This window comes from Agrobacterium sp. ST15.16.055, assembly GCF_027956555.1.
Classification (GTDB): Bacteria; Pseudomonadota; Alphaproteobacteria; order Rhizobiales; family Rhizobiaceae; genus Agrobacterium; species Agrobacterium salinitolerans.
In genome coordinates this window covers 1-21,546 of sequence record NZ_JAQKGN010000002.1, presented here as the reverse complement: position 1 = coordinate 21,546, position 21,546 = coordinate 1, and the positions used below count along the sequence as shown (strand labels likewise).

The window sequence follows — 21,546 nt, the reverse complement described above, 5'->3', positions numbered from 1 at the left end:
AGGAAAATGCGCCGTTTTACCCGCAAAACGCCGCTTTGTTGGCTTCTTCAGAACTTGTATCCGACCATCAGGCCGACGCGGGTGAGCCCGTCATTGGGGCCGTCGCATAGATTGGCGTGGGAGGCGTGTTCGATCTGGGTCGAAATATTCCAGCTGTTGTCGAAGCGATATCCGATGGCGGCATATTCATGGAAAAGCAGGTGGCAACCGAATTCCGCTCCCGTTTCGCCCGGGACGTTTCTCAGTTTGCCATCGTGCCACAGGCCGCCAAAGCCGAGGTCGACGAAAATTTTCGGATTGAGGTCGAAGGTCCAGTTGACGCCGCCATAAACGGTGTTCGCTTCACCCTCTGTGCTGATTTCCGCGCCCAGATGCAGGCGGGGCCGGGCAAGCTTTTCACCAAGTGTGACGGCCGAGGCGCCGGCGAAGGGATCAAAATAGGCGGTGAAGGCCGGGAATACGCCATCTTCGCCGCCGCCATCACGATTTGAGAGTGAAGTGGTAATCCCAAACCGCAATTCATCAAAGACAGCGCCGTCCGCGGCGGTGGCCGGCACTACGCTGAGGAGGAGGTATGCTGCAAACATCGTCGCCAGCAAGAAGAACACCCTGGCATTTTTCAATCCGACTGCTGCCATCGAATCATTCCTCGCTGTGAATTCTGCAAAGGATGGCAGGTTTGGCGGTGCGGTAAATGATCAGTTACTGAATTAGGCAGGGTGTTGCAGGAAAGACTCTGTGCGCCGGTGTTTACGCCACGCTTTCATAGCCGGCGGAGCCGTTATCCAGCAGATGGCGGAGGATGCCGAAGGCATGGGTCAGCTCCTCGCGGGTGGAAGGCCCGGAAAAACTGATGCGAACGCGGTGGAAAACCTTGTCCGTCCGCCCGGCCTTGAATTCGTCTTCGTCATCGATCAGGACCCCTTCCTTCATCGCCGCATTGCGGAAGGTGCCGGAAAGCCAGGGTTCGGGCAGCCTCAGCCACAGGAAGGCGATATCGGGCAGAGAGTTGAAATCCAGCCCGGTAAATACCTGTCTGGCGATTGCCTCGCGTTGATTGATCTCGGTTATACAATCTTTGCGGATATCGTCTGCGTCGCCGCTATTGACGAGGCGTGCATTCAGTTCGGCCAGCATGAAGGGCAGGCCGCCGGTCAGCATCGAGTGGGAAATGCGGATGCGTGAGGAATATTGTGCGGGACAGGCGACCCAGCCGCCGCGCACGCCGGCGGCGACGGATTTCGACAGGCCGCCAACCACAAAGGTGATATCGGGTGCGAACTCGGCGATCAGCGGGATCGCCTCGCGCGTCATCGCGCCATAAAGATTGTCCTCGACGATCCAGACACCATATCGGCGGGCGATGTCCGCAATCGCGCGGCGGCGGTCTTCCGGAAGGGTGGCGCAGGTCGGGTTCTGGCCGGCCGACATCAGAAAGATCATCTTGGGATGCTGCTGGGCGCAGACCCGCTCAAAATCCTCGGGAATGATGCCGTTTTCATCCGCATCGACCAACGTTACCCGTCGTCCTGCAAGGGCGGCGCTACGGCTGATATGGGAATAGGTGACCTGTTCGAAGACGATACGGTCGCCCGGCGCGGTCATCGCCGTTACCACACTCATCACCGCCGCATGGGCGCCGAGCGTCGAGACGATGTTTTCCGGCTGCGGCGACCAGCCATTCTGTGAAAGCCAGCGAGCCCCCGCTTTACACCAGTTATCCGGGAAGGTCCGGGCATAATTGGTGATGTCATAGCCATGCTCGCGCGTCAGCGCCTCTATATGACGAGCGATCACCACGCTCTGGCCGACATCCGGGGCAGCTGTGGTGTTCAGGCGATATTCGCCGGTGGCCTCAATGGCATGCCGGGTGCCGCCGAAGGCTGGGGCAGCCTGTTCCATTGGCGAGGAGGGTGCCGGCGTCTTCCGCTCATTGACATAAGTGCCGCGGCCGACTTCGCCGCTGACGAGGCCTCGCTCGTGGATGAGCGCATAGGCGCGGCTGATTGTGCCGATTGTCACGCCGAGATCGTAAGCAAGATTGCGCTGCGGTGGCAATTTCGAGCCGGCCTGCAGGGTGCCATCGGAAATCGCGCCTTCGATACTGTCGGCGAGGCGCAGGTAAATCGGGCCGTCGCCCTCGGTAATGTCGGGAAGCCAATTTGTCATGGTGACAATTTATGCATTGTATCTGTCGCCAAGTCAATTGTATTTATTGTCTGCATTGAATGACCTTAAACGCACGGAGACAATAGGTGCAATATGCGCAAGATGAATCAATACCTTTCGACAGCGGATACACTCTATCCTGATGGCTACGAACGGGAACGCGTGTTCCGCGATGCCGGCGACATGGTCGCACCGGCGCCCTTTCCGGCCAAGATCGCCCGCACGCTTATTGGTCGTCTGATTGCGGGCATGGCCCGTTGGCAGCAGAAACGACGGGGACGGCTCGCCTTGCGCGAACTGTCGGACGATCTGCTGGAGGATATTGGCGTTACGCGTGATGAAGCCTTGACGGAAGCAGCGAAATCCCGACTCCTTTCCTGGCCGCCGCGGCCGCTTTGATTTTGTCGGAGAGCGGCGCCTTCTTTCCCCGGCGCCAAGCAGCCATTCGGCAGCCCGCCACGCCAATCCCAACCGGCGTTGGCGGGTTTTTTTAGTGGATTGCCGAGGGCCCGTTTCCGCGCTTGTCGATCAGCAGCCCTTGCCGCCGTTCGCCCAGCGTTTGACGTCGGTTGCGATGCGGCCGGACATGGGTTCGTTCATGACAGGGCCGAATGCATCGAGCTTTGCCGGGTTACCTTCGGCCTGAACCACCAGCATGGGGCGCGATTCCGGGCTGTTGCGCGGCACGAGCAGGATGCGCGGACGGCCGGAGAAGGAGTTGAGTTCCGGCGCCAGACGATAGGCCTTGAAGGCCGCGTCGCCCGATTTGAACCAGCAGACATTCGCGCCAAGCGCAATGCGTTCCATGGTCGGCAGGGCCGCGCGGGAGATTGAGGAGGAAGGTTGCGGTTTCGGCTGGCAGGCGGCAAGCGCCACTGCCGCAAGGATCAATCCGGCGGCTTTGCAGGCATCGTGTCGAAAAAGACGGGGCATCAGGTCATCCAGAAGAGAAGCCGAAACATAGCCGGAAACCGGCATCAAAAAAGGCGGGCTTGAAACCCGCCTTGGTCTATCAGGCTGCGATGACGCCCAGCGCCGAAGCGAAGAGGCCGCGGCCGTCATTGCCGCCATGGGCGGCTTCGATCAGGTTTTCTGGATGCGGCATCATGCCGAGGACATTGCCCTTGGTATTGATGACGCCGGCAATGTCGTTCAGCGAACCGTTGGGGTTGGTGCCCTCGGCATAACGGAACACGACCTGATCATTGCCTTCTACGGACTTCAGCTCATCCGCATCAAGGAAGTAGTTGCCATCGTGATGGGCGACTGGGCAGCGCAGGATCTGGCCCTTGTCGTAGGCGCGGGTGAAGTCCGTGTCGTTATTGGCGACTTCGAGCTTCACTTCACGGCAGACGAATTTCAGCGAGGCGTTGCGCATCAAAGCACCCGGCAGCATGCCCGCCTCGACCAGAATCTGGAAGCCGTTGCAGACGCCTAGAACCTTCACGCCCTTTTCCGCTTTTTCGCGAATGGCCTGCATGACCGGCATGCGGGCGGCAATCGCGCCGCAGCGCAGATAGTCGCCGTAGGAGAAGCCGCCCGGAATGACGATCAGGTCGACATCGGGAATATCCGTTTCCGTCTGCCAGATGGTGACGGGCGCCTGACCGGAGATTTTCGTCAGAGCCGCGATCATGTCGCGGTCGCGATTGAGGCCGGGAAGTTGGACGACAGCGGATTTCATGGACGGCGGCTCCTGGAGCTTAGAGAATGGCGATGGCGTAGTTTTCGATGACCGTATTGGCCAGAAGCTTTTCGCACATTGCCTTCAGGTCGGTTTCGGCCTTGGCCTTATCGGCGCCTTCCAGCTCCAGATCGAAGACCTTGCCCTGACGGACATGGCCGACGCCACCGAAACCGAGGCTGCCGAGCGCGCCTTCGATTGCCTTGCCCTGCGGATCGAGAACGCCGTTCTTCAGCGTAACAGTCACCCGTGCCTTGATCACCTGATCTTCTCCTGATTTACCCTACGAGGCCAATATAACTTTACGAGGCCGATACTACTTTACCAGAACGGGGCCGGTGCCGCGGATCGGTTCGTTTTCATTGATGATGCCGAGACGGCGCGCGACCTCGGAATAGGCTTCCACAAGCCCGCCCATATCGCGGCGGAACAGGTCCTTGTCCATCTTTTTCTGGGTCTCGATGTCCCACAGGCGGCAGCTGTCCGGCGAAATCTCGTCGGCGAGGATGATGCGCATCATGTCGCCTTCAAACAGCCGACCGCATTCGATCTTGAAATCGACGAGCTGGATGCCGACGCCGAGAAAGAGACCGGAGAGGAAGTCGTTGACGCGGATGGCGAGCGCCATGATATCGTCGAGCTCGGCAGGGTTGGCCCATCCGAACGCCGTGATGTGCTCTTCGGAGACCATCGGGTCTTCAAGCTCATCCGACTTGTAATAGAATTCGATGATGGAGCGCGGCAGAACCACGCCTTCCTCAATGCCGAGGCGCTTCGACAGCGAGCCGGCGGCGACATTGCGCACGACGACTTCGAGCGGGATCATCTCCACTTCCTTGATCAGCTGCTCGCGCATGTTGAGGCGGCGGATGAAGTGCGTGGGAATGCCGATCTTGTTCAGATGCGTGAAGACATATTCGCAGATACGGTTATTCAGCACGCCCTTGCCGTCGATGACTTCATGCTTCTTCTTGTTGAAGGCGGTCGCATCGTCCTTGAAGAACTGGATAAGCGTGCCTGGCTCCGGACCCTCGTAGAGGATCTTGGCCTTGCCTTCGTAAATACGGCGGCGACGGTTCATAATTGCAGGTCTCTTGGTTGACGCCGATTCTGGTGGCGTTGCGTTTGGTCTTTGAAGCGGTCCCATAAAGGAAAAGCGTGCATTCTACAATGCGGCTCGCATATTTCCCTTCAATTCTTGTGACAGGCCGGGAAACGGCTTTGCCTGAAAAATCGGCTTGCGGAGCCGATAGAGAAGGCGGGGGCCTGCATGGCTGCCACCAATCAGGGCTCGACTGCCTTCAGCCGGCTCAGGAACTGCGCGAAGACCATGCCGCCTTCCGGCCACGGACCATGGCCGGACTCCGCGTTGATGTGGCCGGACATGCCGGCGTCGATCAAAAGCGAGCCCCAGGCGGCGGCGATGTCATCGGCATGTTCATAGGAGCCGAAAGGGTCGTTGCGGCTGGCGATGGTGATCGCCGGGAAAGGCAGCGGGTCGCGCGGGTAAGGCCCGAAGGTCATCAGGTGTTTTGGCCGGATATCGGGATTGGCGACATCGGGCGGCGCGACAAACAGCGCGCCGGACACCTTCTTGCCGATTTCCGGCAAGGCGTGGATCACGGTCGGTACGCCGAGCGAATGGGCGACGAGCACAACGGGCTTGGTGGAAGCGTTGACCTCTTCCACCAGCCGGGCGACCCAGTCTTCCTTCACGGGTTTGGACCATTCGGCCTGCTCGACGCGGCGGGCGGTGGAAAGCTTGCGCTCCCAGCGGCTCTGCCAGTGGTCGGGGCCGGAATTGGTATAACCGGGTACGATCAGGATATCTGCTTCTGAAACTTTCATGCGCCCATATCTGTGTTGTGATGCCGCCGCGATCAAGGCCGCGGCGGCATTAACTTCAGGGAGTTCTCTCAGGCCTCGCCGAAGACACGGGTGAAGATCGTGTCGACGTGTTTGGTGTGGTAGCCGAGGTCGAACTTTTCGCGGATCACCTCTTCGGACAGTGCGGCGCGCACCTCCTCGTCGCCCAGCAGTTCCTCAAGGAAGTCGGCACCCTGTTCCCACACCTTCATGGCGTTGCGCTGCACCAGACGGTAAGCGTCTTCACGGGAGACGCCAGCCTGCGTCAGCGCCAGCAGAACGCGCTGCGAATGCACGAGACCCCGGAACTTGTTCATGTTCTTCAACATGTTGTCCGGGTAGATCACCAGCTTTTCGATGACGCCGGCGAGACGGTTCAGCGCGAAATCCAGCGTGACGGTCGTGTCTGGGCCGATGGCGCGCTCCACAGAGGAGTGGCTGATGTCGCGTTCGTGCCACAGCGCCACGTTTTCCATGGCCGGGACGACCGACATGCGCACCAGACGGGCAAGGCCGGTGAGGTTTTCGGTCAGAACCGGGTTGCGCTTGTGCGGCATGGCCGAGGAACCCTTCTGGCCGGGCGAGAAAAACTCTTCCGCTTCCAGAACTTCGGTGCGCTGCATGTGGCGGATTTCGATGGCGACGTTTTCGATCGACGAGGCGATGACGCCGAGGGTGGCGAAGAACATGGCGTGGCGATCGCGCGGGATGACCTGCGTGGAGACCGGCTCGGGGATGAGGCCGAGCTTTTCGCAGACATGTTCTTCGACGCGCGGGTCGATATTGGCAAAGGTGCCGACGGCACCGGAGATTGCGCCGGTGGCGATTTCCGCACGGGCGTTGACGAGGCGCTCGCGATTGCGGTGCATCTCGGCGTAGAAACGCGCGAAGGTCAGGCCCATGGTGGTCGGTTCGGCATGGATGCCGTGGCTGCGGCCGATGCGCACTGTGTTCTTGTGTTCGAAGGCGCGGGTCTTCAGCGCTGTGAGCACCCGGTCCATGTCAGCGAGCAGCAGATCGGCGGCGCGCACGAGCTGGATGTTGAGCGTGGTGTCAAGCACGTCCGACGAGGTCATGCCCTGATGCACGAAACGGCTGTCGGGGCCGACAAATTCGGCAAGATGGGTGAGGAAGGCGATGACGTCGTGTTTGGTCACGGCCTCGATCTCGTCGATGCGCGCGACATCGAAGGTCGCGCTGCCGCCCTTTTCCCAAATGGTCTGGGCCGCCGATTTCGGGATAACGCCGAGTTCGGCCAGCGCGTCACAGGCATGTGCCTCGATCTCGAACCAGATGCGGAACTTTGTTTCCGGCGACCAGATGGCGACCATTTCCGGCCGGGAGTAACGAGGGATCATGGCAATGACTTTCTTAGTGGAGGAAATTTGCTGCCCGTTTAGCAAAGTGTTCCGCTAATCTCAATCTATCAAGCTGCATGGCTATGCCGCTCGTCGCGCAGGCCGGCAGAGGATTGCGCCAGCGGCCAAGAGCGGAACAATGGAAAAAGGAAAATAAAGCCCAAGACCGAGAATTGCGAATTGATAGACCGCGCCGAGCGACGTGAAGAGTTGTTGGAAAAACCAGATGCGTGAAAAAGCCGGTGCGTGCCATTGCGCATAAAAGATGCGGTATTCGAATGCGAACAATGCTGCCGCAACGGCCAGCGTGAAAAAAACGATGGCGAGACAAGCGGCCGCAAAACGTAATGGCCGGGATGTCGAGGCGGGTAGAAAGCGCAATGCGGCAAGCGCCAATAGCCAGCCGAAAAAGCCACCCACGAAAAAAAGCGTGATGATATCGGCGGCGTGGTCCGTTTCCAGCCTGTTTCGGACATAGAGGCCAATGCCGGCGGAAGCGGTCGAGCAGACGCCCCAGCCAAGCGCGCCGAGCAGAATCAACAGAGTTGGAAGAGCCTTGCCACGGAAGCTCTTCATGCCGCTTTCCATGACAATCCCCCGATGCCTCGTTGTGCCGCATTCAGCCGTGGTGGTTTACGTCCGTCCGGCTTCGGCTGCCGAGCGTAGCAGGGCGACCGTTTTGCGATAGTCATCGACGCCATCGCCTTTGAAGACCGCCGAGCCGGCGACGAGCGCATTGGCGCCGGCGGCGATGATGTCACCTGCTGTCTGCGCTGTCACGCCGCCATCCACCTCCAGTTCGATCGGCCGTTCACCGATCATCGCCTTTGCTACACGAATCTTGTCGAGCATGGCGGGAATGAATTTCTGACCGCCGAAGCCGGGATTGACGCTCATGATCAGCACGAGGTCGACATCATCCAGCACGTTTTCGATGACGGAAAGCGGCGTTGCCGGATTGAGCGTGACGCCGGCCTTCAGGCCAAGTCCGCGAATGGTCTGGAGAGAACGGTGAAGGTGCGGTCCGGCTTCCGCATGCACGGTGATGCTATCGCAGCCCGCCTTGGCGAAGGCTTCGAGATAAGGATCGACGGGCGCAATCATCAGGTGGCAATCGAAGAAGGCATTGCTGTGCGGGCGAAGCGCCTTGATGACGTCAGGGCCAAAGGAGATGTTGGGGACGAAGTGGCCGTCCATGACATCGAGATGAATCCAGTCCGCGCCCGCTTCCGTGACATCGGCGACTTCCTGTCCGAGCTTGGCGAAATTTGCAGCCAGAATGGACGGGGCTATGCGGATGGGCAGGGACATGGGGCAAACTCCTCTCGACGCGTTGCGTAAGCTGCCTTTAACACCAAGTATCCGGGTTTGGAACGGCTGGCATCGCGGTTGCCGGGGGTTTTAAGCTACGTTTCCTCGAAATTTCGGCCGCGCGGGTTTCGCCTATGGTCTTTCCGCCTTGTCCGCCGGTTCGAAGCGCTGGCCGTTCCATCGCTGCAGGCGGTAAGGATTGTCCGAAAGGTCATGCGAGGGGTTGAAGCCGAGCTCGCCGATGACTGTCCTGAACACGGCGCCGCCCGCCAGTATCTCCGGCGCGGGTTTCGACTGCGCCTGCGTGGCTTCCGCAAGGGCGGCAGTCAGTTCCGCAGCCGCATAGGCCGGCAGGACATAACCTTCCGGCTCGATGCCGGCGCCGCGCAGTTCGCCGGCGACGGCCTGGGCCGATGGCAGGGTATCATAGGCCGGGCGGGTGACCGCCAACACATTCGCGGCGAGGGGAACCGGGTTGTTGGCGGCGTTCATGGCGTCGCCGCCCATGATGGTCAAAGGAAGGTTTTCCGACCCGGCATCTCTGGCGATGATGGCCACGTCGTTGCGCTCAGCACCGACGAAGACATGGGAGACGCCAGTGCGCGCCAGTCGGCGCACCAGCGCCACCTGCTGTTCCTGATTGGGTCGCATCGTGTCGGCAAAGGTGGGTTTGAGACCGTTTTCCTCGAGCGAAGAGCGGATGCGGTCGACCAGCTCGCGGCTGTAGATCGTGCCGTCATCCACAAGCCCGATGGAATGTCCCTTCCAGTTGCGCAGCATGATCTCCGCGATCCTGTCCGATTCGGCCCTGTCGGACGGGGCGAGACGAAATAGCGGCCAGCCGTATTTCAGGGCGTCTTCCATCAGGATCGGTGCGCGGCTGGAAAGCGTGATGGCGGGTATGGCGGCCGCCTTCAAGGGCGGCAGAACGCCCTGAAGCGTTTCCGTGCATAAAAACCCAATCGCGGTGCTGACCTTGGCGGCTACAAGGCCGTCGGCAATAGCGCCGCCGCTGCCGTCTTCGCAGCTTTCATGGATTTCGACGACATCAAGGCCGAGCTTGGCGGCCGCCGCTTTCGCCCCCTGCCGTATCTGCTGTCCCAGAAGTTCGTAAGGACCGCTTTGGGGAGCAACGATGCCAATCGATGCCGCGCTTGCTGAGCCCGCAAGGGCAAAACCGGCGATGATCGTTAGCAGGCGAAGTGAAAGCATGACGCGATGGAAATCCTGTTGTCTCGGCTTGATGTTTATCGGCAACAACCGGTTTTCCAAAGGAAAAATATGCGCTTCACGGTCATTCCCGGAAAACTATCACATTGTACGCGCGTCGCGCCCTGCCACCAATAATCAACCTGTCGATCTTTTATTGCCTTCGGCGTCCGCTCGTTTCGAACGCAGTTCCTCCGCAAGGCTTTGCTCCACCCAGGGCAACTGCGACATCAGATCGTTCCATTCGAAAGAGGGGCCGGCGCGGCTCGTCAGATTGTTATGCCATCTCGTCAGCTCCGCGAAGCGCTGATCGTCGGTTATCCTGACTTGCTGGTCACGATAAACTTTGTTTATCAGCCTCCCGAGCGGATTGATCAGATCGACCAGAAGCTGATGTGAGCCATGCTCCGTGTTTGTTGATTGCCCGGTCTCGAACATATCGCCTTGCCCCGTGACAAGCCAGGATATGTTGACGCCGAATTCACGGTGATAGGCGCAAAGCAGTTCGGCGTCGGGCACGCGTTCGCCCCGCTCATAATGAGCCAGTCCGCTTTTACTGATCGAAAGCCGGCTCGCAAAGACATTCCGGTCATCGATATCGAAAGCTGCCCTCACAGCTCTGAGGCGTCTTCCAAGGTCTGTCTTGGACTCGACTTCTTTCCTAGCCAAATTCTCTCAAATTAAATCACAAATGGAGTTTACAAAAATCCAAATGTGATTTAATCCTCTCTGTGTTCGTATATCACCAGTTTGAAGGGCGTCTGCCGGGACGCACCTGTTTTAGAAGGTTATTTAGCACTGTGTTAAAGGTATCAGCAAGATAGGCGCATGCTTCGTGCTCCCTGCACTGACCCACATATCGCGCCATAGATGCTTCATGACTCCTCAGCGGTCTTGAAGGCGATGCGATTTTGAGGGGGGCGATGACAATATTTGAATATATAGATTTCCAAAAAGGCGGTCACGATGTGCGTTGAGAGACCGAAGCAAATTCTCAAGGTGCCCGGTATGATCGTCAAGGGCCTTGCGGTGCTCGTTTTGTGCCCATTCATATTGTTGTTCGCGATAATCATGATGGCAATGGTGGCGATCTCTCCTGAGATAAAGCCGCGAGAAGAAAGGCGTGACTGATCAGGTTTTCTGTCGCGAAGGAGGGGTGGCCGCGCACTAATATGAATGTGTCGTCATCGGAAAATATGGAGAAAATTGCAAAAGCATTCGTACTTTACTTTACGCGCAGGCGTCATTTGCTGGTTTTAGTCGTCTCTATCGTCATGTGGGGGATTATCATTTTTTTTGCCCGATTCATCATGTCGCCGTATTAGGTGCAGCAAGGCCTGCGCTTAGTATGATTATTGCATCCTGAAATGCCCACTCAACAGCAGAAAATCGCCTGAAGTCTGGTCGTGGATTTCAGCGTGAACCTTCATGTTTTAGTCACCTATAGAAATATCAAGTTTTAGTTGTTCTGCGTCTTGCAAACCGAAGCAGCCATAGTCGTTAATTTTCCCTGGATCATCCTCGATTTACTCTGATTGCTACAGGAATAAACTCTGTGCGGAGGAGCGACCGTTTTACTTTATAAAACTATCATATTTGTGGAGTAGATATGAAATTTAGAACCTGTGCATCTTGGTTGTGCCTTTTATAGTGCAGCCCACAAAAATGCACATTTTGTTCTCATTTCCGTAAATATCTGATATATATTAGAAATATATAAAGCTTCACCTCATTGGCAGGTTTGTTTTTCCGGTTTTTTCGCAATTGCGAGAAGATTTGCTTGACGCAAAGTAAATGATTAGCTTAAATGTAATTGTTTCAGGGGACGACTGAAATTGGCCTTAACCGGCCTCGGAAAGTGTTCCGATTGTAAGCACTGCCAGACTATATTGCTTCATATATTGTATTTTTTTCATTACGTATAAACCGCTTCAGGAAACTGGGGCGGTTTTTTATGTGGGGCTAAATTCAGCAATTTTAAATTGAATTCGGAAAGCCTTACGCCAAGGCGTGCTTCCGTCTGCCGTTTGTTGAAAAAATATAGCGCGGAGACGGCGATACCGGCTCTCGCGCGTCATTCGCGCGGCTGTTTGACGATGCGCTTTGACTGGCCTCGCCCAACAGGCGGCGGGTTCAGTTTTCTGGCTGGCCTTTTTTCAGGGCGGCCAGGGCGTCCCTGGCGAAGGCGGAGATGGGTTCGGGAAGCTTATCCGGATCGAACCAGCCGATGGCGGAAAGCTTGTCGGGTTCGGTCAGTGCCGGCTCACCCTGTGCATCGCGGGTGACGAAGATCAGCGAAACCCAATGGTGACGGTCTTCCGTATCGATGAATTCGCTATGGCAGAGGAATTCGACGTCACCGATCTTGAGCCCGGTTTCTTCTTCGGCTTCCCGACGTGCCGCGGCGAGGGATGTTTCAAGGTGATCGACCTTGCCGCCCGGAATGTTCCAGTATCCGGCTTCCGGCGCCTTCAAGCGCCGGCATAAAAGTATGCGTTCGTCACGCAATATGACAAGGCCGACGCCGACGCCCGGAAAATCAAGGCCGGGCCTGGTGGTCGATGTCATGCTGCCCATTCCCGCGGTCAGCCCTTGGCGTTGGCGACAATCAGCATGAAAGCGGGGATGTCGTCGCCGAAACCAACCGGTGTCGGGCCATCGTCGTGGTCGCGATAATGGCGGCGGCGGTCGCGGTTGTCGTCATTGGCGTGCAACGGGTTGCGGCTGTTGCGGTCGGAATTGCGCGGGGTCTTTTCCGATTTACGTTCTGCTCTCACCTTGTCGTCTCCATGAGCCGCGACATCAGCGTCCGCAGCGGATTGTGCACCCTGATTGATGTTGTCGACCGGCGCTGCGTCGCGACGGTTGCGGTCGCGGCCCCTGCCGCCCCGTTCCTTGCCCCGGCGGCCGGAGTTGCTTTCAAAGCTTTCCATCGGCGCGGGAAGGGTGGAGAGGTCACCGTTCTGCCACTCGATCTTTTCGCCGATCAGCTTTTCGATCGCGTCGAGATATTTGGTGTCGTTTCTGGTGACGATGGTGAAGGCCTTGCCCGAGCGGCCGGCGCGACCGGTGCGGCCGATGCGGTGGACATAGTCTTCCGAATGAATGGGAATATCGAAGTTGAAGACGTGGCTGACATCGGGGATGTCGAGGCCGCGTGCGGCGACGTCAGAGGCGACGAGCAGCTTCAGGTTGCCGTCCTTGAAGCTCTGCAGCATCGTGGTGCGCGAACGCTGGTCCATGTCGCCATGCAGCGCGCCGACGGAAAAGCCGTGACGGTCGAGCGAGCGGAACAGGTCGGCCACATCCTTCTTGCGGTTGCAGAAGATGATGGCGTTCTTCAGTTCGGCTTCTTCGGCGCGGACGAGATCGCGCAGCACGGCGCGCTTTTCATAGTCCTTGTTATGCGCGGCGACGATGCGCTGGGCAACGGTCTTTGCCGTTGAGGAGGGCTTGGCAACCTCGACACGGACGGGGTTCTGCAGGAAGCGATCAGCCAGCTTCTGGATTTCCGGCGGCATGGTGGCCGAAAAGAACAGCGTCTGCCGGGTAAACGGGATCATCTTGGCGATGCGCTCGATATCGGGAATGAAGCCCATGTCCAGCATGCGGTCGGCTTCATCGATGACGAGGATTTCCACGCCGGTCATCAAAAGCTTGCCGCGTTCGCAATGGTCGAGAAGACGGCCGGGGGTGCAGATGAGAACATCGGCGCCGCGCTCAAGCTTGCGGTCCTGATCTTCGAAAGACACACCGCCGATGAGAAGGGCGACGTTCAGCTTGTGATTCTTGCCGTATTTCTCGAAATTCTCCGCCACCTGTGCTGCAAGCTCACGGGTCGGCTCGAGGATCAGCGTGCGCGGCATTCTTGCGCGGGCGCGGCCCTTCTCGAGCAGGGTAAGCATCGGCAGAACGAAGGACGCGGTTTTGCCCGTGCCGGTCTGTGCGATACCGCAGATATCACGCTTTTCCAGCGCCGGCGGAATGGCGCCAGCCTGAATGGGTGTCGGCGTCGTGTAGCCGGCATCTGCAATAGCGGAAAGAACTTTTTGGCTCAGGCCAAGATCAGAGAATGTTGTCAAAGGAAGAACTTTTTCCGTTCTGGTTCGGTACGATATACCTGCGTGCGCTCTGGCACTTGCAAAGACTTGGCGCGGGGATAGGCCCAAATTGCCGGAAAGTCAAGGAAACAACGGGAAAAGCACGCGAAACGTGATGCCTCGGGCGGGGCTTTTAAGCCTTGGGCGCATATTTGTGCGGTTTATCGTTAAAATAGCAAAAGAAGCGTTAAAATCGGGCTGCTATTTCAGGTAGGTTTTGAGTTCCGTTCCCGCGATCAGGAACCGCATGGGATCAACGGGCACATCGTTGCGGCGTACCTCATAATGTACATGCGGACCGGTGGAGCGGCCGGTGCTGCCGGCGCGGCCGATGATATCGCCGGTTTCGACCCTGTCGCCGACTTTCACCAGAATTGCGGAAAGATGGCCGAATCGCGTCGAGACGCCCTGGCCGTGATCGATCTCGACCATATTACCATAGCCGCCGGAATTTTCCGCCACCGTCACCTTGCCCGCGCCGGTGGATTTGACGTCAGCGCCGGTTTCTGCACGAAAATCGATGCCGGTATGAAGGGCCGGGCGGCCGAGAAACGGATCCATCCTGTTGCCGAATCGGCTGGTGATCGCCCGGCCGGGGGCCGGGTTGCCGAAGGGCAGGTTGGTCGCGGTTTCCTTGACGATGTCGAGCCGGTTCAGCGCATTGTCGAGATTGGTAAGCGACAGGTTGAAAGGATCGGTTTCGCCGCGCTCGGGATCCGCATAGGGGCCGCCAATGTCGTCGTTGCCGTTTTCTTCGATTTTCAGGCCTGCCTGCCGGATGATGTCCTGCATCGCATTCGCCTTGTCCTCGGCGTCGCTGGTCAGTCTGGCGATGCGCGATATCTGCTGGTGTTCGATATCCTTCAGCGACAGCGTCACCTTGGAAAACACCCGGTCGGCCCGGTCGGATGGCGTTTCGCCGGCTTCCGGCACATAGGCGGCGTGTCTGTCGGATGTGGCCGGCTTTTCCGCCTGCGGCCTGCGTGGGGTCATCAGCTTTTCGATGGCCGAGAGGCCGCCGGAGAGGTCGGCGCGTTTTTCCGGCGCCATGGCGTTCGAAAGAGACGAGGGCGCGATAGGGGAGGCGGCAATGCCGGAATTTTCGGCGCGCTCAAGCAATTCGCTCATGCGACCGTGCCGCGAGGCCAGCGCCGCCTGCTGCTCCAGCAGCTTTTCCACTTTCTTTTCAACAACCTGCTGATCGAGCAATTGCCGGGAGGTGACACGGTCCACCTGGGCTCTGAGCGCCGCGATGCGGTCTTCATAGTCGTTTTGCATGCGGGTCTGGCGCGCCATGGTCGCGCCGATCAGGTCGTCACGCAAAATGAGATAGCCTGTGGCGCCGAGATATCCGAGCGAAAAAAGCCCGATCGCGCAGCCGGCAAGCGCCGCCATCCACGGCCGAATGGTCATGTGCCGCACGCTTTCGCCGCGCGCGAGAATGAGCACGTGGGGCTCACGCTTTTTGCCGAATACCCGGTTTTCCGCCGTATCAGTCACAATCTCTCTCCGGACTGGCCGATTTCTTAACGGAAATCATAATTCGTTAAGGTTAACGAAGTTTTGCCGGAGAGGTTTTAGCCGTGTCGGCTATCGGCTGACGGATGTCAGCGAGCGGTAAAAGGATGGCGTCAGGCCGGCCTCGGCGCGGGCGAGGTCGTTGAAAGGCGGTTTCAGGGGGCCGCGGAAATTGGCGCGGACCAGTTGCCTGAAGGTTGCCGCCGGGTCCTTCTTTTCACGCGCGCACAAGAAACGGAACCATTTCGCGCCGATGGCGACGTGGCCCTTCTCGTCATTGTAGATCACGTCAAGAACCGCAGCGCTTTCTAGATCGCCGGTCTCGCGCATCTTGGCCTGCAGGGAAGGGGTGACATCAAGCCCACGCGCCTCCAGGATGAGCGGCACGACCGCAAGCCGCGCGGTCAGATCGTTGCGGGTGGAATGCGCAGCCTGCCACAGCCCGTCATGGGCGGGCAAGTCACCATAATCGGCCCCGAGGCTTCGTAACCGGTCCCGAACCAGCCGGAAGTGCTTTGCTTCCTCGAAGGCGACCTGCATCCAGCCGTCGAAAAAGGAGTGCGGCACCGGCTCGCCGGCATAACGGGCGACGATATCGAGCGCGAGATCGACGGCATTGAGTTCGATATGGGCGATGGCGTGCAAGAGGGCGATGCGACCCTTGACGCTGTGCAGCGAACGGCGCTCCACCGCGGTCGGTGGAACGAGTTCCGGCTTCGCAGGCCTTCCCGGTCGCTCGGGCAAGGGCGGATCGAGCGGGGAGCGCAATGACAGCCGGCGCTCGAACCAGCGCGTTGCCGTTTCCTGCGCGAGTTCGGTTTTTCGGTCGAGATCGGCGCTCGCGATCGCATCCGTCGCGCCGCCTCGCAGCGAGATGATTTTGAAGGGGGGCGTCACGATGAAGTGATCCCTCAGAGCTTTTTTGCAGCCTCGAGAACGGCCTGTGCATGGCCCGCGACCTTCACCTTGTTCCAGATTTCCGCGATTTTTCCATCCGGAGCCACAAGGAAAGTGGTGCGTTCGACACCCATGTATTTTTTCCCATACATGCTTTTTTCCTTCCAGACGCCGTAGGCCTCCAGAACCTTCCTCTCCTCGTCGGAAGCGAGCATGACGGAAAGGGAATGTTTTGCCGCGAACTTGTCATGGCTTTTGACGCTGTCGGGCGAAATGCCGATAACGACGGCGTTGGCGGCCTCGAATTCGCCGCCCAGCGCGCTGAAGTCGATGGCTTCTGCGGTGCAGCCGGAAGTATCGTCCTTCGGGTAGAAATAAAGAATGACCGCCTTGCCTTGCAGTTTCGACAATGTCACCGTCCCTTCACCGTTACGGGGCAAGGTGAAGTCGGGGGCGGGGCTGCCAATCGTCAAGTCTGTCATATTCTACCTTTCTTTCGCCGGGATGTTGAGGGAAAGTCGCCACATTCGATATATAGCGAAACCGCGCGTCGTCCAGTGTTGCGGCGAAACAAAAGCTACTTAGAGGCAAACACGGGCGTATGGCTGAAATAAGGGGTGAAAAGGTTACGTTCGGCAAGCGCGATATGGTTGCGCTGCACGAGCTTCCTTCGGCTCAGGCCGAAGACCCGATCATCGTGCATTGCCCGCCGCCGCGCTCCATGGCGCGCGCTTTCTGCAAGATTTTTGCGGCCCTTTTCGTGCTGGCTTTCCTGTCCATCGGCGGCATCATCCTGTCGGTCGAGACCGGTTCCATCGATAATACGCTTTCGAGCCAGGCGCAGCAGGCGCTGGAAAAGGCACTCGGTCCCCATTACAGCGCGCGGATAGGCTCCTCGGCGATCCGGTTTTCCACCGGGCTGAGGCTGGCGCTGGTGGCCGAGGACGTGGATATCATCGAGAAGGAATCCGGCCAGCATCTGAGCCGGGCGCGGGCGATTGGCATGGTGCTCGACCCGCTTGCGCTTCTGGCCGGCCATGTGTCGGTGCAGAGCCTCGAGGCCGACGGGATGGAACTCGATACGGCGCTTTTGCCGAAAGGCAACGGTTTCGATCTCGCCAGCATCAAGCTCGACGCCGTGCCGCAACAATTGCAGATGGCGTTCGGGCAACTCGACAAGCTTGCCCAGGCGTTTCTCAGCAGCGGCACCGAGGAAATCGATATTTCCAGCGTTTCGGTTCACCTGCCGCCCAGCGAACAGGGCAAGCCGCGCACCATCGAGGTGCGGGAACTGTCGCTGACACCGGATCAGCAGGGCGGATATACGCTTGATGGAGAAACCCTGTTTAACGGGGAAATCGCCAGCGTGTCGCTCAGAACCTCCGGCGCTGGCGGCGTGATCGACGGTTTTGACGCCCGCATCGATGGTTTCGACATCGGCCCGTTCCTGGAAAAATTCGATCCGGAAGGAAATCTCCATGAGGGCCTGAACGTCAAGACCGGCGTGAATATTGTTGCCCGGCGCGCGATGGCAGCGCAGGAGCCGCGGCTGGAGGTTTCGGTCGGTCTCGGCAATGGAACGTTGATGATTGGCGGCGAGGCGCAGCCCTTCACAACTGGAACCGTGCATGCGCGTTATGATTTTGCAAAAAACAGCGTGGTCATCGACAATTCGCGGTTGGAACTCGGGCGGACGATTATTCCCGTCAGCGGTGAAATCAGCGATACGGAAGAGGGTTTCGGCCTTTCACTGAGAGTAGACAACGGCGTCGCTTCCTCCGAAGCCTCGGGTGAAGCACCCGTTTCTTTCAACCTGAAAGCGGACGGTCATTTTACAACGGCCGCGAAGCAGCTCGACGTTCCCTCGCTTTACGTCAGCGGCCCGCTCGGAGATATGGCGGGGTCGCTGAAAATCCGGTTTGGCGAGGGGTCGCCGGAAATCAGCTTTGGCGGCCAGATTCCGAAGATGGAGGCGACGGCCGTCAAGCAGCTTTGGCCGTTCTGGATGGCGCACAAGCCGCGCGACTGGGTGGTCTCCAATCTTTACGGCGGCACCGTCACCAATGGGTCAATCGCAATCTTCATCCCGCAGGGACGGATGTGCGGCCCCGGCTGCCCGCTGGTGCTTGGCGAAAGCGAAATGCAAATCCGCTTCGACATCGACGAGACGCGCCTCAACACGACGGGCGACATTCCACCGCTGCGGGATGTCGATGCGCATTTCGACCTCGTCGGCGGCAAGATGGTCGTCGATATCAAGGAGGGTACATCCTATTTCCCCTCCAACCGGACGCTTTCGCTGGAGAACAGCCGCTTTCTCATTTCAGATGTGTATGAGAAGCCGCTGCTCGGAAATCTTGAACTGAACGTGTCCGGTGCGGCCGATGCCGTGGCGGAGCTTGCGACGCTCAAGCCCATCAATGCGCTCAAGGATACGCAGTTCAAGCCAGAGGATTTCACCGGCGACGTCAAGGTCAGTGCGAAGCTGACCGTTGGCATGCTCTCCAGCCAGAACCCGCCCCCGCCGGTGTGGACGGCCGATCTCGACCTGAAGAACCTGGCGCTGACCAAGCCCTTCGCCGGCCACAAGGTGACCGCGCTTGATGGTTTCATGTCGCTGAACGACCACCAGCTCAAACTGGAGGGCAAGGGTCGGGTGGACGATGTGCCGATGGACATCGTGATGACGGAGCCGGTGCGCAAGAACAGCGATATCGCGCCGACGCTGTCGTTGAAGGCTAGCCTGAACGAAACGCAGGTTGCCAAGCTCGCTCCGGAACTCTCCACGGTTCTTGGCGGCACAACGGCAATTGAAATCGACGGCGCCGACCCGAAACGCCAGGATATCCGGCTCGATCTGACCAAGGCGTCGATCATTCTGCCCGGGCTCGGCTGGAGCAAGGGCATCGGCATTCCCGCCAGCGCCGCCTTCACCATGGAAACGGGAGACGGGCGCACAACGATCAGCGACTTCTCGCTCGATGGCGACGGCTTCGGCGCCGCCGGCGATATCGCCTTTAGCAAGAACGGGCTGATTTCGGCCGATCTCAGCCGCGTGCAGCTCTCGCCCTCGGATAATTACGCCGTTTCGGTCGCCGCTTCGAAGAACGGCTATATCATCAATGCCTCGGGAAAATCCGCCGATCTCAGGCCTTTCCTCTCGAAGCTTCGCAGCTCTTCCGGTGGCGGCGACGGAACGTCACGTGCGCAGCCATCCCTTGCCATCAAGACGCAATTCGACAAGGTCTACGGGTTCAACGACGAAATTCTTGCCAATGTCAGTTCCGATGTCAGCGTGCGGGACGGCAAGGTCCGCTCCATCGATTTCCGTGGCGTCACGGGCAACGGCCAGGCGGTCGTGGCGCAGACCGTCAATCGCGGGGCGACGGGAACCGTGACGCTGACCAGCAGCGACGCGGGGTCGCTCGCCCGTTTCGCCAATATCTACAGCCGCATTCGCGGCGGCCTTCTCAACCTTGCGCTGACGACCTCCAATGGCAGCGACTGGAGCGGATCGCTCGACCTGCGCAATTTTGCCGTCGTCAACGAAGCCAAGCTTCAGGACATCGTCGCCACGCCGACGGGCGAGGACGGCAGGAGCCTCAACAATGCGGTGCGCCGCAATATCGACGTGAGCTCGGAAAAGTTCCAGCGCGGGTTTGCCCGGCTCGTTTATGTCAACGGTTCGGTGGCGGTGGAAAACGGCGTCGTGCGCGGCGAGCAGATCGGCGCAACCTTCCAGGGGTTGCTGAAGGATCAGAATGGCCGCATGGAGATGACCGGCACCTTCATGCCCGCCTATGGGCTGAACCGGCTGTTCGGCGAGTTGCCCTTCATCGGCATCTTCCTCGGCAACGGCCGCGACCGCGGCCTGCTCGGCATCACCTTCAAGCTTTCCGGCCAGACGGACCAGCCGAAGCTGACGATCAATCCGCTGTCGCTGATTGCACCGGGCGTCTTCCGGCAAATCTTCGAGTTCCAATAAAAAGGGCCGCTTTCGCGGCCCTCAGACCGCTGACAAACCCGTCGATATTTTCGGCGGGTTTTTTCTTTTTCGGGATGATGACGTTTTGTTGTCGTCTTTTGCGGGTGAACGGGAGATAAGATGAGCCTCGTTTCCTCATCCCCAGGCGGGTTTGGGTGCTTTCGTGAGCGCCATCGCTATTTTCTTGATGTTCTGGGCGCTCGCGGCGAGCAGGCACTGCCATCTAACCTTGATCAAGCCGCGGAAGCGGGCATAGCGGTGCCCGTGAAGCTGCTTGGCATCGGCGAAGGAGCGCTCCACCGTTTCCTTGCGCCGCTTGTAGATCGCCTTGCCCCACGCCGTCTTTCGATGAACATCCGTGCGTTCGCGTGCATCTTGCCAGACATGCCGGGTGATGGTTCGTATCGAGCCGGCATTGGACGTGCAGGAGGCAAGAAGCGGGCAGTCACGGCAGATGGAGGGGTCTGAGCGATAGTGCCTGTAACCGCTGCGGTCGGTCGTCGCATAGGTCAACAGTTGTCCTTCAGGGCAGCGGTAGCCATCGGTCTCTGGTTCGTAGACGAACTTCGACTTGCGCATCATCCCGTCTTTGGGCGGGGTCGGGTTGCGATAGCCGGTCACGCCGAGGATATCTCTGTCCTCCAGACCCTTGGCAATGCCTGCCGTGGCATAGCCTGCGTCCAGCCCGACCGCCCCGACATGCAAGTCGAAGCGTTGGCGCTGCCGGTCGAGCCGCTCCAGGTAGACGATACTGTCATGCACATTGGCCGGCGTTACATGCGTATCGGTGATGATCGCATGGCGGCCGTCGACAGTACGGTGATCGAGATAGAAGAAGCCCTTGGGCTTGCCGTCGCGCACCATATAACCGCTATCGGGATCGGTACGGCTGACCTTCGTTTCCTTCACCTCCGGCTCGCGCTGTTTCTCCCTCAACGGCTTCTGCCCATGGGATATGCGCTCCGCCTCGATCGCTCGATCCAGATCGGCCCAATAATCGGCCCGCGACTTCTGGAGCATGGCCAGATCGTATTTGCCCTTGTTGGCATTGGCCTTCAGATGGGTCGAATCCGTATAGAGCACGGTCCCATCCACCAGACCGTGCTTGATCGCCTGCTCCACGATGGCATCGAAGATATCCTGGGCAACCTCCGTCCCGTTGAAGCGACGGCGGCGGTTCTGCGACAGCGTCGAGGCATCGAAGACAGGATCGGTCAGCTTCAGGCGCAGAAACCAGCGATAGGCGACGTTCACCTCGATCTCGCGCATCAACTGCCGCTCCGAGCGAACACCGAACAGGTAGCCGATGAACAGCGCCTTGAACATGCGTGTGGGATCGAGCGGCGGACGGCCGTTGTCGGCACAGTAAAGACCGGCAACACGATCATGGATAAATGAGAAGTCGATCACCGCGTCGATCTTGCGAAGCAGGTGATCTTTCGGGACCAG

20 protein-coding genes are annotated in these 21,546 nt (G+C 59.0%); 2 read left to right on the top strand and 18 right to left on the bottom strand.

Annotation, left to right across the window (positions count from 1 at the left end):
• Window positions 1–47: 47 nt before the first annotated feature.
• Both PL599_RS03115 and PL599_RS03110 read right to left on the bottom strand, forming a co-directional pair.
• Window positions 48–638 (bottom strand): acyloxyacyl hydrolase, encoded by a 591-nt coding sequence (locus tag PL599_RS03115; RefSeq protein WP_269825069.1) that lies wholly within the window; start codon window positions 636–638, stop codon window positions 48–50.
• Between the two features lie 112 nt (window positions 639–750).
• A complete protein-coding gene (locus PL599_RS03110; RefSeq protein ID WP_137410604.1) occupies window positions 751–2,169 on the bottom strand; it encodes an aminotransferase-like domain-containing protein in 1,419 nt (472 codons plus the stop codon).
• A 93-nt stretch (window positions 2,170–2,262) separates the two neighbouring features.
• Here PL599_RS03110 and PL599_RS03105 point away from each other — a divergent pair, with 93 nt between their 5' ends.
• Window positions 2,263–2,568, top strand: coding sequence for a DUF1127 domain-containing protein (locus PL599_RS03105; protein WP_137410603.1), 306 nt, complete (start codon window positions 2,263–2,265; stop codon window positions 2,566–2,568).
• Between the two features lie 129 nt (window positions 2,569–2,697).
• On the opposite strand, the gene PL599_RS03100 is transcribed toward PL599_RS03105, so the two are convergent.
• The 15 genes from PL599_RS03100 to bcp form a co-directional block, all read right to left on the bottom strand.
• Window positions 2,698–3,102 (bottom strand): hypothetical protein, encoded by a 405-nt coding sequence (locus PL599_RS03100; protein WP_077982877.1) that lies wholly within the window; start codon window positions 3,100–3,102, stop codon window positions 2,698–2,700.
• Window positions 3,103–3,181: 79 nt separating this feature from the next.
• Window positions 3,182–3,853, bottom strand: coding sequence for a phosphoribosylformylglycinamidine synthase subunit PurQ (gene purQ, locus PL599_RS03095; RefSeq protein ID WP_269825070.1), 672 nt, complete (start codon window positions 3,851–3,853; stop codon window positions 3,182–3,184).
• Window positions 3,854–3,872: 19 nt separating this feature from the next.
• Window positions 3,873–4,115, bottom strand: coding sequence for a phosphoribosylformylglycinamidine synthase subunit PurS (gene purS / locus PL599_RS03090; protein ID WP_003507918.1), 243 nt, complete (start codon window positions 4,113–4,115; stop codon window positions 3,873–3,875).
• Between the two features lie 54 nt (window positions 4,116–4,169).
• Entirely contained in the window at window positions 4,170–4,934 is a 765-nt protein-coding gene (gene purC / locus PL599_RS03085) for a phosphoribosylaminoimidazolesuccinocarboxamide synthase (protein WP_077982034.1), read from the bottom strand.
• 203 nt (window positions 4,935–5,137) lie between these two features.
• On the bottom strand, window positions 5,138–5,701 hold the full coding sequence (locus PL599_RS03080) for an alpha/beta hydrolase (protein ID WP_142911454.1): 564 nt from the start codon (window positions 5,699–5,701) through the stop codon (window positions 5,138–5,140).
• A 68-nt stretch (window positions 5,702–5,769) separates the two neighbouring features.
• A complete protein-coding gene (purB, locus tag PL599_RS03075) occupies window positions 5,770–7,077 on the bottom strand; it encodes an adenylosuccinate lyase (protein WP_142911453.1) in 1,308 nt (435 codons plus the stop codon).
• 81 nt (window positions 7,078–7,158) lie between these two features.
• Window positions 7,159–7,665 carry a hypothetical protein gene (locus PL599_RS03070; protein WP_077982037.1) on the bottom strand — a complete coding sequence of 169 codons (507 nt, stop codon included), beginning with the start codon at window positions 7,663–7,665 and terminating at the stop codon, window positions 7,159–7,161.
• 45 nt (window positions 7,666–7,710) lie between these two features.
• Window positions 7,711–8,388, bottom strand: a complete 678-nt coding sequence (gene rpe / locus PL599_RS03065; protein WP_269825071.1) for a ribulose-phosphate 3-epimerase — start codon at window positions 8,386–8,388, stop codon at window positions 7,711–7,713.
• A 132-nt stretch (window positions 8,389–8,520) separates the two neighbouring features.
• On the bottom strand, window positions 8,521–9,600 hold the full coding sequence (locus tag PL599_RS03060) for an ABC transporter substrate-binding protein (RefSeq protein ID WP_269825072.1): 1,080 nt from the start codon (window positions 9,598–9,600) through the stop codon (window positions 8,521–8,523).
• 135 nt (window positions 9,601–9,735) lie between these two features.
• Window positions 9,736–10,266, bottom strand: a complete 531-nt coding sequence (locus PL599_RS03055; RefSeq protein ID WP_077982039.1) for a helix-turn-helix domain-containing protein — start codon at window positions 10,264–10,266, stop codon at window positions 9,736–9,738.
• Between the two features lie 1,464 nt (window positions 10,267–11,730).
• Window positions 11,731–12,174 (bottom strand): NUDIX domain-containing protein, encoded by a 444-nt coding sequence (locus tag PL599_RS03050; RefSeq protein ID WP_142911450.1) that lies wholly within the window; start codon window positions 12,172–12,174, stop codon window positions 11,731–11,733.
• Between the two features lie 8 nt (window positions 12,175–12,182).
• Window positions 12,183–13,679, bottom strand: coding sequence for a DEAD/DEAH box helicase (locus PL599_RS03045; protein WP_077982041.1), 1,497 nt, complete (start codon window positions 13,677–13,679; stop codon window positions 12,183–12,185).
• A 219-nt stretch (window positions 13,680–13,898) separates the two neighbouring features.
• Complete coding sequence (locus PL599_RS03040; protein ID WP_142911449.1) at window positions 13,899–15,197, bottom strand: M23 family metallopeptidase; 1,299 nt, start codon at window positions 15,195–15,197, stop codon at window positions 13,899–13,901.
• A 90-nt stretch (window positions 15,198–15,287) separates the two neighbouring features.
• Window positions 15,288–16,112 carry a ferritin-like domain-containing protein gene (locus tag PL599_RS03035; protein ID WP_269825073.1) on the bottom strand — a complete coding sequence of 275 codons (825 nt, stop codon included), beginning with the start codon at window positions 16,110–16,112 and terminating at the stop codon, window positions 15,288–15,290.
• 14 nt (window positions 16,113–16,126) lie between these two features.
• A complete protein-coding gene (bcp, locus tag PL599_RS03030) occupies window positions 16,127–16,594 on the bottom strand; it encodes a thioredoxin-dependent thiol peroxidase (protein WP_137410594.1) in 468 nt (155 codons plus the stop codon).
• A gap of 119 nt (window positions 16,595–16,713) precedes the next feature.
• Between bcp and PL599_RS03025 the strand changes: the two genes are divergently transcribed.
• Window positions 16,714–20,097: a YhdP family protein gene (locus tag PL599_RS03025; RefSeq protein WP_269825074.1), complete on the top strand. Its 3,384-nt coding sequence runs from the start codon at window positions 16,714–16,716 to the stop codon at window positions 20,095–20,097.
• Between the two features lie 135 nt (window positions 20,098–20,232).
• Here the strand turns inward: PL599_RS03025 and PL599_RS03020 are convergent.
• The coding region (locus PL599_RS03020) for an IS1182 family transposase (protein ID WP_271358796.1) at window positions 20,233–21,546 on the bottom strand (1,314 nt) is incomplete at its 5' end.